The 15786-nt window shown below is 65.2% G+C and carries 7 protein-coding genes; 4 read left to right on the top strand and 3 right to left on the bottom strand.

The genetic code is table 11. The features are described 5' to 3' along the window. Positions 1-4: 4 nt before the first annotated feature. From C9I57_RS27825 to C9I57_RS27815, 3 genes are all read right to left on the bottom strand, one after another. A complete protein-coding gene (locus C9I57_RS27825) occupies positions 5-1456 on the bottom strand; it encodes a c-type cytochrome (RefSeq protein WP_258187856.1) in 1452 nt (483 codons plus the stop codon). A 1-nt stretch (position 1457) separates the two neighbouring features. Beyond that, positions 1458-3059: a GMC family oxidoreductase gene (locus tag C9I57_RS27820; protein WP_107153793.1), complete on the bottom strand. Its 1602-nt coding sequence runs from the start codon at positions 3057-3059 to the stop codon at positions 1458-1460. 157 nt (positions 3060-3216) lie between these two features. Then, positions 3217-3780, bottom strand: coding sequence for a sugar dehydrogenase complex small subunit (locus tag C9I57_RS27815; protein WP_107153792.1), 564 nt, complete (start codon positions 3778-3780; stop codon positions 3217-3219). Between the two features lie 541 nt (positions 3781-4321). Here C9I57_RS27815 and C9I57_RS27810 point away from each other — a divergent pair. Genes C9I57_RS27810 through glgX form a run of 4 tightly spaced genes read left to right on the top strand, consistent with a single transcriptional unit; the run spans position 4322 to position 15749 of the window. After that, complete coding sequence (locus tag C9I57_RS27810; RefSeq protein ID WP_107153791.1) at positions 4322-7789, top strand: maltotransferase domain-containing protein; 3468 nt, start codon at positions 4322-4324, stop codon at positions 7787-7789. 2 nt (positions 7790-7791) lie between these two features. Beyond that, on the top strand, positions 7792-11307 hold the full coding sequence (gene treS / locus C9I57_RS27805) for a maltose alpha-D-glucosyltransferase (RefSeq protein ID WP_258187855.1): 3516 nt from the start codon (positions 7792-7794) through the stop codon (positions 11305-11307). Positions 11308-11325: 18 nt separating this feature from the next. Continuing rightward, positions 11326-13575 carry a 1,4-alpha-glucan branching protein GlgB gene (gene glgB / locus C9I57_RS27800; protein ID WP_440130254.1) on the top strand — a complete coding sequence of 750 codons (2250 nt, stop codon included), beginning with the start codon at positions 11326-11328 and terminating at the stop codon, positions 13573-13575. 56 nt (positions 13576-13631) lie between these two features. Continuing rightward, on the top strand, positions 13632-15749 hold the full coding sequence (gene glgX, locus C9I57_RS27795) for a glycogen debranching protein GlgX (protein WP_107153789.1): 2118 nt from the start codon (positions 13632-13634) through the stop codon (positions 15747-15749). The last annotated feature ends 37 nt before the right edge of the window (positions 15750-15786 follow it).

Below are 15786 nucleotides of genomic sequence, written 5' to 3'. Positions count from 1 at the left end.
GTCATCACTGCTGCCTCGCGCGCAGCTTGGCAACGTCTGCTGCCGTCATGGCCGCCCGCGGGTTGCCGAAGTGCTGCGTCACGTAATTCGCGATCGCGGCGACCTGCTCGTCGTTCAGTTCGTCGCCGAACCCCGGCATCATCACGTCGGCGTCCTTGGTGCGCCGCGCCACGCCATGCAGAATGACCATCGTCAGATTGTCGGCGTCGCCGGCGCCGGTCGCGCTGTTATGAATCAGCGACGGATAGGCGAGCGGCACGTTGCCGCCAACGCCCTGCCCCGACCAGTCGTGACAGGACGCGCAGTTGGCGACGAAAAGCTGCGCACCGTTGACGCCCTTGACGGCCGTGCCGCGCAGCGCGGTCACGTCGTCGGCCGGCTTGCCCCATTGATCGCGCGAGCGCGTCGCACCGCCCGAAACCGGCGGCACCGAGCGCAGATAGGCACCGATGGCGCGCAGATCGTCGCTCGTCAGGTATTGCGTGCTGTTGGCCACCACGTCGGCCATCGGGCCCGCCGCATTGGCGCGACCGGGCGCGACCCCCGTCGCAAGGTAGCGGACGAGTTCGTCGTCGCTCCAGTTGCCGATGCCGCCGGCCTTGTCGGGCGTGATGTTGAAGGCGCGCCATCCGGCCTGCTCCGCCCCGGAAAAGCGGTCGCTCATCTTCAGTCCCTGCATGAAGTTGCGCGGCGTATGGCATTCCTCGCAATGCGCGAGCCCTTCGACCAGGTAAGCGCCGCGATTCCATTGAGGGCTTTGCTTCGGATCAGGCACGAAGCGGCCGTCGTGAAAATTGAACAGGTTCCAGAAAAACATCAGCCAACGCTGATTGAAAGGGAAATTCAGATCGTTGCGCGGCGGCGTGTAGTGGATGGGCACCAGCGTGTTCAGATAGGCGCGGATCGCGAGCACGTCGCGTTCGGTGATGCGCGTGTATTCGGTGTAAGGAAATGCCGGATAGAGTCGCTCGCCGCTTTTGCCGATTCCTTCGTGCATCGCACGGACGAAGTCCGCATCGGTCCAGCGGCCGATGCCCGTGTCGGGGTCGGGCGTAATGTTCGGCGTGTAGAGGGTGCCGAACGGCGTCGCGATCGGCAGGCCGCCCGCGAAGGGACGGCTCTTGTCGGCCGTGTGACATGCGATGCAATCGCCGGCACGCGCGAGGTAAGCGCCGCGCTTGACGAGGTCCGGATTGTCGACGTCGCTCGCCTGGCTCCCTTGCGCCAGGCCAGCCGTCGGGCCCGACGTGGGCGGCGCATCAGGGCTCGTCGCGGAGTTCGATCCGCCTTGCGCGAGCGCGGCGGAGAGCGGTATTTCGTCGGCGGGCGCCCCATCGGCATCGCTCGCCGCGTGCCACGCCAGATAGAGCGCAAAGAGCGCGAACGCGGCGGCGACACTCGCCATGCGAACGGGACGAGGCAGAGAACGATGCGAGGGAGGGGATTGTCTCGTCATCTCAGAGTTCATGCTTGAGCTTGTCGGCCAATCGCAAAGCGAGTGCGGCAACGGTCAGGGTGCAATTGACCGAAGCCGCCGAGGGCATGACTCCGCTCGTCGCGAGAAACAGATTTCGATGATCGTGCGTGCGGCAATCCGCATCGACGACCGAATCGGCCGGATCGTTTCCCATGATCGTCGTGCCCATGATGTGATTGTTCGGGGCGAAGTGATCGTCGAACGTCACTTCCGTACCGCCAAAAAGCCCGGCGATCTGCGCATAGAGCTCGTGAGTGTGAGCCGCGCTCTTCTTCACGTAATCGCCGATCGAGTAGTAAATCTCGGGTTGCGGAATACCGAGCGCGTCTTTGTGATCGGCCGACGGCACAATCCGGTTGCGCGGCTCGGGCAGGATCTCGTGAAAGCTGTTGATCGTCAGCGTGCGCGAGGCGCGATCGCGGATTTCGCGATCGAGTTCGCCGCCGGTCACGCCTCTTTTGAGCAGCGCCGCCGTGATCGCCATCGTCGGTACGCCATTCGACAGGTGCAGCTTCTTCGCGGCGTATTCGGAGCGGAATTTGCCGTCGCGGAAATTCACGACCGACGTCATCTCCATCGGCCCGCGGCCTGGCCAGAGCGCTTCGTTCGCCAGGAAGCTGACGCCGGTGCCGGGATGGTCCATCAGGTTACGGCCCACCTGATCGGAGCTGTTGCCGACTCCGCGCCGAAACTTGTCGGACGTCGACATCAGCATCAGCTTCGGCGTCTCGATGCCGTTCGCCGCGAGAACGAAGAGCTTGCCCGTCACGCGCGTGCTGCCTCCCGACGGATCCTTGTAGTGCACGGCCGCGACGAGTCCCTTGTCGTCGACTTCGATGCGATAGACGACGGCCTGCGGCACGAGCTGCGCGCCGGCCTGCTCCGCCTTCTCGACATGGACGATCCCGTTGTACATCGCCGCGATCGGGCAGATCGGCATGCAATTGTTGTTGCCGCAGCAAGTGGGGCGTTCATCGTATGGAACGCTGTTGCGCGCGACGGGCTCGGGCACCACCTTGAAGCCGTTAGCATTCAGCGTTTCGGTGAAGCGCGTGTCGAGATACGAGAGCGGCAGCTGCGGCATCGGATAGGGCTTGGCGCGCGGCGAACCCAGATCGATCGATAGATCCGGGCCGGAAACGCCGAGTTGCACTTCAGCCGCGTAGTACCAGGGCTCGAGCGTGTCGTAGGGATAAGGCCAGTCCCGTCCTACACCGTAAAGGCTTTTCAGCTTGAGGTCGGACGGTACCAGCCGCCACGTCGCGGCGGCCCAGTGCCAGGTGGTGCCGCCTACCACGCGCAGATATTGCGAGTCATACGGATAGTCGCCCTTCTGAACCAAATAGCCGTTCGGCGGCGCGTACTCGGGGTGCGGCGCATACGGCATGGACGGATACGGCGTCGCGAAGTCGGCCTTCGCGGGCGAGTTGCGAAAGTTCTCGACGATTTGCCAGCGCGGAATGCGCGGGCCCGCTTCGAGCACGATCACGGACGCGCCGGCGAGTGCGAGCTGGTGAGCGACGAGGCCGCCCGCCACGCCGGAGCCGACTACGACGACGTCGGCGGAAGTGTTGTTAGCCATGTGCGCAATGCCAAGCCAAATCGATCGACCGTGACGTTTTTTTGAAAGCCGCGTCCGCAAGACACATGCCATGCGGAAACACGACGCGTTGCCGGGCCTTCGACCGCCGAGTCGCTGCCGGCGGCGAGCATTGCCCTAGTTCGTCTCCTGCGGGAGACTATCCGCCTCCGGGCTTCTTGCTCCAGTAGAACGGCACGTCGCGGCAATACGACGGAATCGTCAGCACGTCTTTGACGGGATCGAACATGAGGGCGCTTTCGTAAGCGACGACCTTCGTCATCGGCGTCTCGCCGACGAGCCCGAGATACCAGGCGCGCATGACGTCGCCGACGGTCTTCGCAAGATGCGGATTCTCGACGGCGAGGGCGGCCGTGACCGTATCGCTCGGCACACCGCCGTGAGACTTAAGCCACGTGTTGAGCGCGGCGACGCTTTGCGGGAAGCTGCTGTCCGATTGCGCGAGTGCCTCGTAGATTCGCTTGCCGAGCGTCGCATTGAGGCTCGTGCGCCCTGTCAGCTGCTGCGATAGCGCGACGAACGCGTTCAGCCCGCCGCCCGCGGGCGGCTCGAACGCAAAGGCGGAAGCAGTGCCGATCGGAAGACCGAGCGTCGCGGCGAACGAGAGCGCCGCCGCCGACGCGCACGCGCCGAGAACGAACGCTCTGCGGGCGAAAGCCGCCGGTACCTCGCTCGGCCGATTCTCTCTGGCATCTGCTGTCATGTGGGCTCCAAGGTCGTATCGTTGACCCTGCCGGCAAGTGCCGGCGGCGAGTCGCCCCGAATCCGGTCTTGAACGCCGCCCTTCCGACCGGCGGTCTTTCATTATGCGAGATGCGCGGGCGGGGCCCACTGCGACGAAATATATCCGCGTCCGCGCCGTTAGACAATCGTTGGCACGACGATTGTCGGCTGATTGGGCGCCCACGATGTAAAAACCGACCGCGGCACGGTGTCAGATTTACACCATTCACGCCGATGCGATTCGCCGCGACCCTGTCCGTGTCGGAAACCGCTCACGGTCCGCCGCCGATACGCGCATACTTGTTTTCGTCCGAAGGGCGTCAGCCGACGGGAGTCTCGGCGGCCGGCGCGGCATGCAACCTGCTTAGCAGATTCGCGCGCTGAAGCTCGCCGCCAACGTGGACCGACACCGAAGGAACGTCGCCGCAATGCGCGCCATCAAGCGCCGCCTTGTTCGGCGATGCGATCGCGCGCAGTGCGTGCCATCCCCATCGCCGTCCGCCACCAGGGGCTGTTCACCTATGGAACGACCACAAGCGTATGCGCCGCGGATCTACTTCATCCATCCTCTGCTCGTCGGGCCGCTCGACGCCTGGTCGGCACAATTCGAGCACGCCGCCACGCTCGGCTTCGATCATGTTCTGATCGGCTCGCCGTTCGCGTCGGGGGCAGCGGGCCATTTGCAGCTCGTGGCCGACCATCGCCGGCTCCATCCCGCTCTCGCATCCGAGCGCGATGCCGACGAGGCCTTGCGTCGGCTCGCCGATGCGGCACGCGAGCAAGGGCTTGCGCTGCTCGTCGATCTCGTCCTCGATCGCGTGGCCGCCGACGGCGAACTCTACCGCGATCATCCGCACTGGTTCAGACCGTTCGAGCCCGAGCATGCGCGCCTCGACCCACGCCACGCACGCGGCGAGGACAACGCGGCCTACGCGAACTTCGACGACCCGGCGGCCGCCGCTCAACTCGGCGCCTGGTGGAGCGAGCGGCTCCTGGCGCTGGCGCAAGCGGGCGTCGCCGGCTTTCGCTTCGATTCTCCCCATCACGTACCCATCGACGTCTGGCGCGAACTCGGCGCGGCCGTGCGCACACGTCATCCGGATGCGCGCTTTCTCGCCGCCACGCCCGGCCTTGCCCGAAGCGATGTCAGCCGACTCGCGGAGGCTCGTTTCGACAGCGTGTTCTCGTCCGTCCGCTGGTGGGACTTCCGCGAGGATTGGCTCGTAGACGAGCACGCCGCGCTCGTGCAGGTCGCGGCACCGATCGCGTTCCCCGAAGCGCCTTATGGTTCGCGTCTCGCATCGGAGCTCACCTGGGCAAGCGATGCCGTCATCGTCGAGCGCGCCTATCGCCGCGCCATCGCGGCCGCCGTTGCGCTCGGCACGGGATGGCTCGTGCCGATGGGCTTCGAATACGGCATCGCGGAACCGCTCTCCTACCGATCGGGGAGCCCCGAGCAGTACCGCAACGCATGCGCGACGGCGCGATTCGATTTGGGCGCCGAAATCGCGCAGGCGAATTCGTTGCAACAGCATACGCCGGTGTTGCGGACGACGGGTGACCTGCGGGCGCTGTCGGCCGCGGGCGCGAACGTCGCGGCCCTGCTGCGCGGCGAATGCGGCGACCTGCGCAACGCGCGCGAAGCCGCGCTGCTGATCGCGAATCCCGACCTCAGCAGGCCGGCCTTCGTGGACCCGGCTCACTTTCTCGACGGCGTGCCCGGCAGCTTCACCGCGTTCAAGCCGATGACAAGTGCGTGCACGACGCCGGCCGAGCCGCTCGAACCGTTCGTGCTGCCCCCCGGAGAAGCGCGGCTTTTTCGGGCGAGCTCAAATCCTAGCGTCACGATGCGGCATGGCTCGAAGCGCGCCGCGGCCGCAGCCGTCGTCGAAGCGATCGCCGCGCCGCGCATCGCGATCGAAAGCGTTTCGCCGTCGGTCGATGGCGGGCGCTTCGTCGCCAAGCGCGTCGTCGGCGAAGAAGTCGAAATCAGCGCCGCCATCTTCGGCGAGGGACACGACAAGATCGCCGCCGCCGTCATCTGGCGCGCCGCCGATGAAGTCGCGTGGCGCGAGACGAGCATGACGCCGGCCGAGCCCGCGGGCCTCGATCTCTGGCATGCGCGCATCACGCTGACTCGCGTGGGGCGCCACGAGTTCACCGTGATCGCCTGGCGCGACGATTTCGCCTCGCTCGTCGATCACGTCCGCAAAAAACTCAACGCGAACCAGGCCGTCGATCTCGAGCTCGAGGAAGCGCGGCATCTCATTGCGCGCGTGCTGGCCGAAGCGGAGACGGCCGACGCCACCGGCGAGCACCAAGAGATTCGTCATGAGCATCGCGCGCACGAGGCGCAGCAAGCGGCGATCGATCGACTGAAAGAGCTCGCCACGCAGTTCATGCACGGGAGCTCGCCGGCACGACTCGATCTCCTGCTCGCACCCGAAACGGCGGAAGTCGTCGCGCTCGCGCGCCATCGCCCATTCCTCTCGCGCGATGCGACCGTCTACCGCATCGACGCGGAACGCAGCGCCGCCCGTTTCGGAAGCTGGTACGAGATATTCCCCCGTTCGATGAGCGACGATGCGAACCGCCACGGCACTTTCGACGACGTCATCGCGAAGCTGCCGCGCATTCGCGACATGGGCTTCGACGTGCTGTACTTTCCGCCGATCCATCCCATCGGCAAAGTCAATCGGAAGGGGCGCAACAACACGCTCAATGCGCAACCCGGCGACGTGGGCAGCCCCTATGCCATCGGCAGTGAAGAAGGCGGCCACACGGCCGTGCATCCCGAGCTCGGCACGCTCGACGATTTCAAGCGAATGTTGCGAGCGGCCCACGAGCACGGCCTCGAGATCGCGCTCGATTTCGCGATACAGTGCGCGCCCGATCATCCGTGGCTGACCGAGCACGCATCGTGGTTCGCCTGGCGTCCCGACGGCACGCTCCGTTACGCGGAGAACCCGCCGAAGAAATACCAGGACATCGTCAACCCCGAGTTCTATGCGCATGACGCGAAGCCCGCGCTGTGGCTCGCCTTGCGCGATGTCATCAGCTTCTGGATCGACGCGGGCGTGCGCATCTTCCGCGTCGACAATCCGCACACGAAGCCGTTGCCATTCTGGGAATGGATGATTGCCGACATTCGCGCACAGCACCCAGACGTCATTTTTCTTTCGGAGGCGTTCACGCGCCCGCGCCTCATGTACCGGCTCGCGAAGCTCGGCTTCTCGCAGTCGTATACCTACTTCACATGGCGCGAGTCGAAGCGGGACTTCGTCGACTATCTGACGGAGCTCACGCAAACGAACGTGCGCGAGTACTTTCGCCCTCAGTTCTTCGTCAATACGCCCGATATCAATCCGCGCCATCTGCAGGCTTCGGGCCGCGGTGGGTTCATGATTCGCGCGGCGCTGGCCGCGACGCTGTCCGGACTTTGGGGCGTCTACTGTGGCTTCGAGCTTTGTGAAGCGACGCCGTTGCCGAGGAGCGAAGAGTACCTCGACTCGGAGAAGTATCAGTTGCGCGCCTGGGACTGGAATCGGCCCGGCAACATCGTCGACATCATCACGGCGCTGAACCGGATCCGCAGGTCCAACCCTGCTCTGCAGACGCACCTGGGCCTCACGTTCCTGCCCGCTCACAACGACAGCATTCTCTTTTTCGAAAAGGCGACCGCGGCACGTGACAACGTGATCCTGGTGGCGATCAGCCTCGATCCGTTCGCGCCGCAGGAAGCCGATATCGATCTGCCATGGCAAACGCTCGATCACTGGCGCATGCACGACTGGGATCCGCTCGCCGTGACGGATCTCATGAGCGGCGCGCGCTTCGAATGGCGTGGACGCCGTCAGCACATTCGCCTTGAACCGGATACGCGGCCTTTCGCGATATGGCGCATTGCGCCGGCGGCTGGACTGCCGCGCGACGCACGCGCTCACGCGGAGGCGGCGGCGACGAGCGTCGGGACCCCGGGGGGAGATTGACCATGAAGCGTGAAGAGCAACACATCGATACGCCGCCGGCGCACACGCCATCCGCCCCGCGGGGGACCGAGACGGCAAAAGCCGAAAGCGCGGTGCATACGGCCCGGCTGCGAGGCAGCCGCCGCGTGAAGCGCTCGCCGCTTGCCGACGATCCGCTCTGGTACAAAGACGCGATCATCTACCAAGTCCACGTGAAGTCGTTCTTCGACGCAAACAACGACGGCGTCGGCGATTTCCAGGGCCTCATCGCGAAGCTCGACTATATCGCGGAGCTCGGCGTCGACACCGTCTGGTTGCTCCCGTTCTATCCTTCGCCGCGCCGCGACGACGGCTATGACATCGCCGACTATCGAGGCGTCCATCCCGATTACGGTACGCTCTCCGATGTGCGGCGCTTCATCCAAGGCGCGCATGCGCGCGGCATCCGCGTCGTGACCGAGCTCGTCATCAATCACACGTCGGACCAGCATCCGTGGTTTCAGCGAGCGCGACGCGCGAAGGCGGGATCGAACTATCGCAACTATTACGTCTGGTCCGACACGGATCAGAAATATCTGGGCACGCGTGTCATCTTCATCGATACCGAGCCCTCTAACTGGACGCACGATCCTCTCGCGGGCGCCTACTACTGGCATCGCTTCTACTCTCACCAGCCCGACCTCAACTTCGACAACCCGGCGGTGCTGCGCGAAGTGCTCTCGGTCATGCGCTTCTGGCTCGACATGGGCATCGACGGACTGAGGCTCGACGCCGTGCCCTACCTCGTCGAGCGCGAGGGGACGAGCAATGAGAACCTGCCGGAGACGCATGCGGTTCTGAAGAAGATTCGCGCGACCATCGACGCCGAGTATCCGAACCGAATGCTGCTCGCCGAAGCCAATCAATGGCCCGAAGACGTGCAGGAGTATTTCGGCAACGAGGATGAATGCCACATGGCGTTCCACTTCCCGCTGATGCCGCGCATTTATATGGCGATCGCGAGCGAGGACCGCTTTCCGATCACCGACATCATGAAGCAGACGCCGGAGCTGCCGCCGAGCTGTCAATGGGCGGTCTTCCTGCGCAATCACGACGAGCTGACGCTCGAGATGGTGACGGACTCCGAGCGCGACTACCTCTGGAACGCCTATGCGAGCGATCGGCGCGCACGGCTCAACCTCGGCATTCGCCGGCGGCTCGCGCCGCTCATGGAGCGCGACAGGCGCCGCATCGAGCTCATCAACTCGGTGCTGCTCTCCATGCCGGGCACGCCCGTCATCTACTACGGCGACGAGCTCGGCATGGGCGACAACATCCATCTCGGCGATCGAGACGGCGTGCGCACGCCCATGCAGTGGTCGTCCGATCGTAACGGCGGCTTCTCGCGCGCGGATCCGGAGCAGCTCGTTTTGCCGCCGCTGATGGGCACGCTTTATGGATTCGACGCCGTCAACGTCGAAGCGCAAACACGCGATCCCCATTCGTTGCTGAACTGGACGCGCCGCATGCTCGCCACGCGTCGCTCGACGCATACGTTCGGGCGCGGCAGCATTCGTTTTCTGAAGCCCTCGAATCGCAAGATTCTCGCGTACCTGCGCGAGCTCGAGGGCCATCCGCCCATCCTTTGCGTGGCCAATCTCTCGCGTGCGCCGCAGGCGGTCGAGCTCGACCTCTCCGAATTCGCCGGCCGCATCCCGATCGAAATGACGGCCGACTCGGTGTTTCCGGCCATCGGCCAGCTCACGTATCTGCTGACGTTCCCGCCTTACGGCTTCCTCTGGTTCCTTCTCTGCGGCCGCGAGGATCGTCCCGCCTGGGCTCAGCCGGGCCCCGAGCAATTGCCGGAGTTCGTCACGCTCGTCATTCGCGCCGAGCAGACGGGGCCGACGCCCGAGAACGTGCGGTTGCTCGAATCGGAAGTGCTGCCCTCGTATCTGAGCCGGCGCCGCTGGTTCGCCTCGAAGGACCAAAGACTGAAAGCCGTGCGGCTGGCGGCCTTGACGACGATCCCCCAAGCGGGCTTTGCGTTCACGGAGATCGAGGCCGACGTCGGCACGCATACCGAGCGCTATGTGCTGCCGCTCGCGATCACCTGGGGCGCGGACACGACCGTGCCGCTCTTCACGCAGCTCGCGCTCGCGCGCGTGCGGCGCGGACGCACGATCGGGCACCTGACTGACGCATTCTCACTGCCGCAGTTCGCGCACGGCGTGCTGAAAAAGATGCACGAGCACGCCGCGATACAGACGGTGCAAAAAAGCGAGATCCGCTTCATGCCGACCGCGCGTTTCGGCGAGCTCGACGACCTCGGCGAGACACCGGAAATCCGCTGGATCTCCGCCGAACAGACCAACAGCTCGCTCATCGTCGCTGAGCGCGCGGTTCTCAAGCTCGTGCGGCGCGTAGTCGGCGGCATCCACCCGGAAGCCGAAATGAGCCGACATCTGACCGAGATCGGCTATGCCAATACGGCGCCTCTTTACGGCGAAGTGGTGCGCGTCGATCCGGCCGGTGTGCCGCACACGCTCGTCCTGCTTCAGGGCTTCATCGACAATCAGGGCGATGCCTGGAACTGGGCGCTCGATTATCTGCGCCGCGTCATCGAGGAGATGGTGCTGGCCGCGGAGACCGAGGAGCCCGATGCGGAAAAGATCCAAGGCTACTGCGCCCTCACCGGCACCATCGGCCGGCGGCTCGGCGAGTTGCATGCCGCGCTCGCCGCGCCCTGCGACGATCCCGCCTTCGCGCCGGAGGCCGTCACGCCGACCGACGTGCGCGACTGGATGGACGGCGCGCAATCGATGCTCGCCGGCGCGTTCGACGTGCTCGCCGCGGAGCTCGCGAAGCCGGGCGAACATTTGCCCGAGCAGACGCGCGCGGCGGCCCAACGTCTCATGCAGATGCGCGAGCGTCTCGTGCAAGCGCTCGAGACCCACGTGCCGCTCGAAATCGATGCCCTGCGCATCCGTGTTCACGGCGATTTTCACCTCGGTCAGGTCCTCGTCGCGCAGAACGATGCGTATCTGATCGACTTCGAGGGCGAACCGGCGCGCCCCCTCGAGGAGCGGCGTATGAAGCGAAGTCCGCTCGTCGACGTAGCAGGGCTCCTGCGCTCGCTTTCGTATGCGAGCGCGGCGGCACAACCGACGCTCGAAACCTTGACGGCGCAGGCGGCGGACCGCAAGCGCACGCTCTATGAATACTTCCGCGAGCGCGGCGAGGAGAGCTTCCTCGTGGGCTATCGCGAGGCCGTGAGCCGGGCGGTCAAGCCGCTCGTCTCGGTCGAAGCCGAGGCGGCGCTGCTCGACCTCTTCCTGATCGAGAAAGCTGCGTACGAGGTCCGCTACGAAGCCGCGAACCGGCCCGCGTGGCTCGGATTTCCCGTGCGCGGGCTCGCTGCGCTCGCGAGCCGGCTGCTCGGCGAGTCGGCCGCGCCTGCCGATAACGGAGAAGACGGCGGCGACAGCGGCGGTAACGGTAGCGATGGGACACGTGAGAACGGCAACGACGGCGCCGGTACGCCTTCCGCATCGCCTTGATTTCCATGGGTTCGCGCCATGAACGAGCAATCTACCCTCTCTCGCATTCATTCGATCGCCGAGCGCGACCCCACCGCCGGGCTCGACAAGCTCGACATTCAAGCGCTCGTCGACGCACAGCACCCCGATCCGTTCTCGAAGCTCGGCCTGCATCGCACGACGGACGGCTATGTCGTACGCGCGATGCTCCCCGGCGCCGCCGCGGTCGCCGTCATCGAGCGCGATAGCGGCGCGATCCTCGGTCGGCTAGCCTCGATCGATCCGTCCGGTCTTTTCGCCGGATTCGTCGAGCGTGCGGCGCCCTATCGGCTGCGCATCGACTGGCACGGTGTCGAGCAGGACATCGAGGACACCTATTCGTTCGGCTCCGTGCTCGACGAAGACGCGCTCAACCGACTCGCGCGCTCCGATCCCTATGCGGTGCTGCAATGTCTCGGCGCCCGCCCCTGCACGATGGACGGCATCCCCGGCGTGCGCTTCGCGGTCTGGGCGCCGAACGCCCGCAGGGTCTCGGTGGTCGGCGATTTCAACTCCTGGGACGGCCGCCGGCATCCGATGCGTCTGCGGCACGTCGCGGGCGTCTGGGAGCTTTTCGTGCCGCGCCTCGCTGCCGGCGGGCGCTACAAGTACGAGATCATCGGCCACGACGGCCATACGCTTCCGCTGAAGGCCGATCCTTGCGCGATGCAGACGGAACGCACGCCGGCAACCGCATCGATCGTCGCCGAGGTGAGCCGCATCGAGCAGTTCGGCTGGACCGACGGCGAATGGATGACGAAGCGCGCGGCGCTGCAGACGCCGCATGCGCCGATCATGATCTACGAAGTGCACGCGGAGTCGTGGCTGCGTGTCGAGGAGGAAGGCCGGCGCGGCCTGAATTGGTCCGAACTCGCGGATCGGCTGATTCCGTATGCACTCGGCATGGGCTTCACCCATGTCGAATTTCTGCCAATCGCCGAGCATCCGTTCGGCGGATCGTGGGGCTATCAACCGCTTTCGCCTTTCGCGCCGTCGGCTCGCTATGGTCCGCCGGAGGGCTTCGCCGAGTTCGTCAACCGCGCGCACGAGGCGGGCCTGGGCGTGATCATCGATTGGGTCAGCGCGCACTTTCCGAACGATGCGCATGGCCTTATCCAGTTCGACGGCACCGCGCTCTACGAGCATTCCGATCCGCGCGAGGGGTATCACCAGGACTGGAACACGATGATCTACAACCTCGGTCGCAACGAGGTCAGCGCGTTCCTCATCGCCTCGGCGCTCGCATGGCTTTTGCGCTATCACGTCGACGGACTGCGCGTGGACGCCGTTGCCTCGATGCTCTATCGCGACTACTCGCGCGCGGCCGGCGAGTGGGTGCCGAACATCTACGGAGGCCGCGAGAACCTCGAAGCGATCGCCTTCCTCAAACGCGTCAATCATGAAGTCGCTTATGCGCCCGGCGTGCCCGGCGCGATCACGGTCGCCGAGGAATCGACGGCATGGCCCGGCGTCAGCGCGCCGGTCGAGCAAGGCGGGCTCGGATTCAACTTCAAATGGAACATGGGGTGGATGCACGACACGCTCCACTACATGCACGAGGATCCGGTCTACCGCCGCTATCACCATCACAGCATGACGTTCGGGATGATCTACGCCTACTCCGAACGCTTCGTGCTGCCGCTCTCACACGACGAAGTCGTCCACGGCAAGGGATCGCTGCTCGGCAAGATGCCAGGCGATCGCTGGCAGCGCTTCGCCAATCTGCGCGCCTACTTCGGCTTCATGTGGACGCATCCGGGCAAGAAGCTGCTTTTCATGGGCGGCGAGTTCGCGCAGGACGCGGAGTTCGATCACGACGGCTCGCCGCGCTGGCATCTGCTCGACGATCCGATGCATCACGGCGTGCAGATGCTCGTTCGCGACCTCAATCGCATCTATGCGAGCGAGCCGGCGCTCTATGCCACCGACTCGGAACCTGGCGGCTTCGAATGGCTCATCGGCGACGACAGCGACAACAGCGTCTTTGCCTATCGACGCTGCGACGGCAACGGCGCGGAGTTGACGATCGTCTGCAACTTCACGCCCGTGCCGCGCCACGGCTACCGGATTGGCCTTCAACGCGCAGGGCACTGGGCCGAAATTCTCAACACCGATGCAAGCCTCTACGGCGGCTCGAACGTCGGCAACGGCGGGACGATCGTCACGGAAAGCATTGCGAGTCACGGTAAGCCGCAATCGGCCGTGCTCGTGCTGCCCCCACTCGCGACAATCGTGCTGCGCGCGCCCTAGAGCCGGGCGTGCGGTGACGTCCATATCAACGAACAAGGGACAACGGGGTCAAGCGAATGGCGAATTCTTTGCCCGACCGGCTCGAAACCGGTACGCCGCACCCGCTCGGCGCGACGTGGGATGGTCTCGGGGTGAACTTCGCCGTGTTTTCCGCGAACGCGCAGCGCGTCGAACTCTGCGTCTTCGATCCGACCGGTCATAGAGAGCTCGGACGGCTGCCGCTTCCCGAATGCACCGACGAAGTCTGGCACGGCTATTTGCCCCGCGCGCACCCGGGCACCGTGTACGGCTATCGCGCGCATGGACCCTATCAGCCGCATCACGGGCATCGCTTCAATCCGCACAAGCTGCTGCTCGATCCGTACGCGAAGAAGTTGACGGGCGGGTTCCGCTGGTCCGACGCGATGTTCGGCTATCGCGTCCATTCGAGCCGGCTCGATCTTTCGTTCGATCGCCGCGACTCGGCGCCGGCCGTGCCGAAATGCGTCGTCATCGACGAAGCATTCGACTGGTCGCGCGACGCCCGACCCGACGTGCCGTGGAGCGAATCGGTCGTCTACGAAGCGCATCTGCGCGGTGTCTCGATGATGAACGGCGAGCTGCGCCCGCACGAACGCGGCAGCTTTGCGGCACTCGCGTCGCCGCGCTTCGTCGATCATCTCGTCAAGCTGGGCGTCACGGCGATCGAGCTGTTGCCGGTACACGCGTTCCTCGACGAGCGCTTCCTGCTCGAACGGCATCTCACGAATTACTGGGGCTACAACACGGCCGCGTTCTTCGCGCCGCATCCGACTTACCTCTCGACGCGGCGTCTTTCCGAAATGCGCATTGCGGTTCGTCAGCTTCATGCCGCCGGCATCGAGGTCATTCTCGACGTGGTCTACAACCACACCTGTGAGGGCAACGAGCTGGGGCCGACCGTCTCCTGGCGGGGCCTCGACAACGCAAGCTACTACCGGCTGATTCCCGGCGACGAGCGTCATTACATCAACGACACGGGATGCGGCAACACCGTCAATCTCTCGCACCCGCGCGTGTTGCAGATGGTCATGGATTCGCTGCGCTACTGGACGAACGCCTATCACGTCGATGGCTTTCGCTTCGACCTCGGCGCAACGCTCGGGCGCGAAGGCCACGGCTTCGATCCCGGCTCGGGCTTTTTCGATGCGATTCGTCAGGACCCGGTATTGTCGCTGCGCAAGCTCATTTCGGAGCCCTGGGACGTCGGGCCCGGCGGCTATCAGGTCGGCCGGCATCCACCTGGATTCGCCGAATGGAACGACAAATTTCGCGACTGCGTGAGGCGTTTCTGGCGCGGGGACGCGGGCATGCGCGCCGAACTCGCGGCACGCATCACGGGCTCGGCGGACCTGTTCAATCACCGCTACAGGCGGCCGTGGGCCTCGATCAACTTCCTCGCGTCGCACGACGGCTTCACGCTCGCCGACCTCGTTTCGTACGAGCAAAAGCACAACGAAGCGAACGGCGAAAACAACGCGGACGGCCACAACGAGAATTGCAGCTCGAACTGGGGGGCCGAGGGGCCGACCGAGGACGCGACGATCAACGAAACGCGCCGCCGCGTCATGCGCTCCATGCTCGCCTGCCTGTTCACGTCGCTCGGCACGCCGATGCTCACGGCAGGCGACGAGTTCGGTCGCACGCAGAAGGGCAACAACAACGCTTATTGTCAGGACAACGAAACATCGTGGCTCGACTGGGTCGAAGCCGATACGGAAGAGGCGCGATCGCTCGCTTCGTTCACCGCGCGCCTCATCGCTTTGCGCAAGAATCATCCGCTCTTGCGCGATAGCCGCTTTCTGCATGGCGACAACGAAGTGCTGGCCGGCATCAACGACGTCGGCTGGTTCGACGAGCGAGGCGAGCCGCTCACGAGCGAGGTGTGGCAAGACCCCGAAGGCCGCGCGTTGGTGCTGCGTCGCGCGGGCGCGGGGCTCGGCGGCACGACCGAAGTGCTGCTGCTGATGTTCAACGGCGCCGATACGCCGCTATCGTTCCTGCCGCCCGCCCCCCATCTGGAATGGAACGTGCTGCTCGATACGACAGCGCCCGGCGCCGAGCCGCATCCGCTCGAGAGCGACGCGCTCGAGCTCGGTGAGCACGGCTTCGCCGTCCTTGTCGCCCGATCGCTCGGAGAGCACGTTCAACCCTAGAGCCAGGACTACGCTACGGCCGGCCTCAGACCGACCT

The organism is Trinickia symbiotica (genome assembly GCF_003028655.1).
Lineage (GTDB): Bacteria > Pseudomonadota > Gammaproteobacteria > Burkholderiales > Burkholderiaceae > Trinickia > Trinickia symbiotica_A.
This window is presented reverse-complemented; position numbering and strand designations above follow the sequence as displayed.

Excerpts from the sequence above, each read along its gene's own strand:
- C9I57_RS27815 (WP_107153792.1), bottom strand. The coding sequence starts at position 3,780 with ATGACAGCAGATGCCAGAGAGAATCGGCCGAGCGAGGTACCGGCGGCT.
- glgB (WP_440130254.1), top strand. The coding sequence starts at position 11,326 with ATGAACGAGCAATCTACCCTCTCTCGCATTCATTCGATCGCCGAGCGC.
- C9I57_RS27820 (WP_107153793.1), bottom strand. The coding sequence starts at position 3,059 with ATGGCTAACAACACTTCCGCCGACGTCGTCGTAGTCGGCTCCGGCGTG.
- C9I57_RS27825 (WP_258187856.1), bottom strand. The coding sequence starts at position 1,456 with ATGACGAGACAATCCCCTCCCTCGCATCGTTCTCTGCCTCGTCCCGTT.
- treS (WP_258187855.1), top strand. The coding sequence starts at position 7,792 with ATGAAGCGTGAAGAGCAACACATCGATACGCCGCCGGCGCACACGCCA.
- C9I57_RS27810 (WP_107153791.1), top strand. The coding sequence starts at position 4,322 with ATGGAACGACCACAAGCGTATGCGCCGCGGATCTACTTCATCCATCCT.
- glgX (WP_107153789.1), top strand. The coding sequence starts at position 13,632 with ATGGCGAATTCTTTGCCCGACCGGCTCGAAACCGGTACGCCGCACCCG.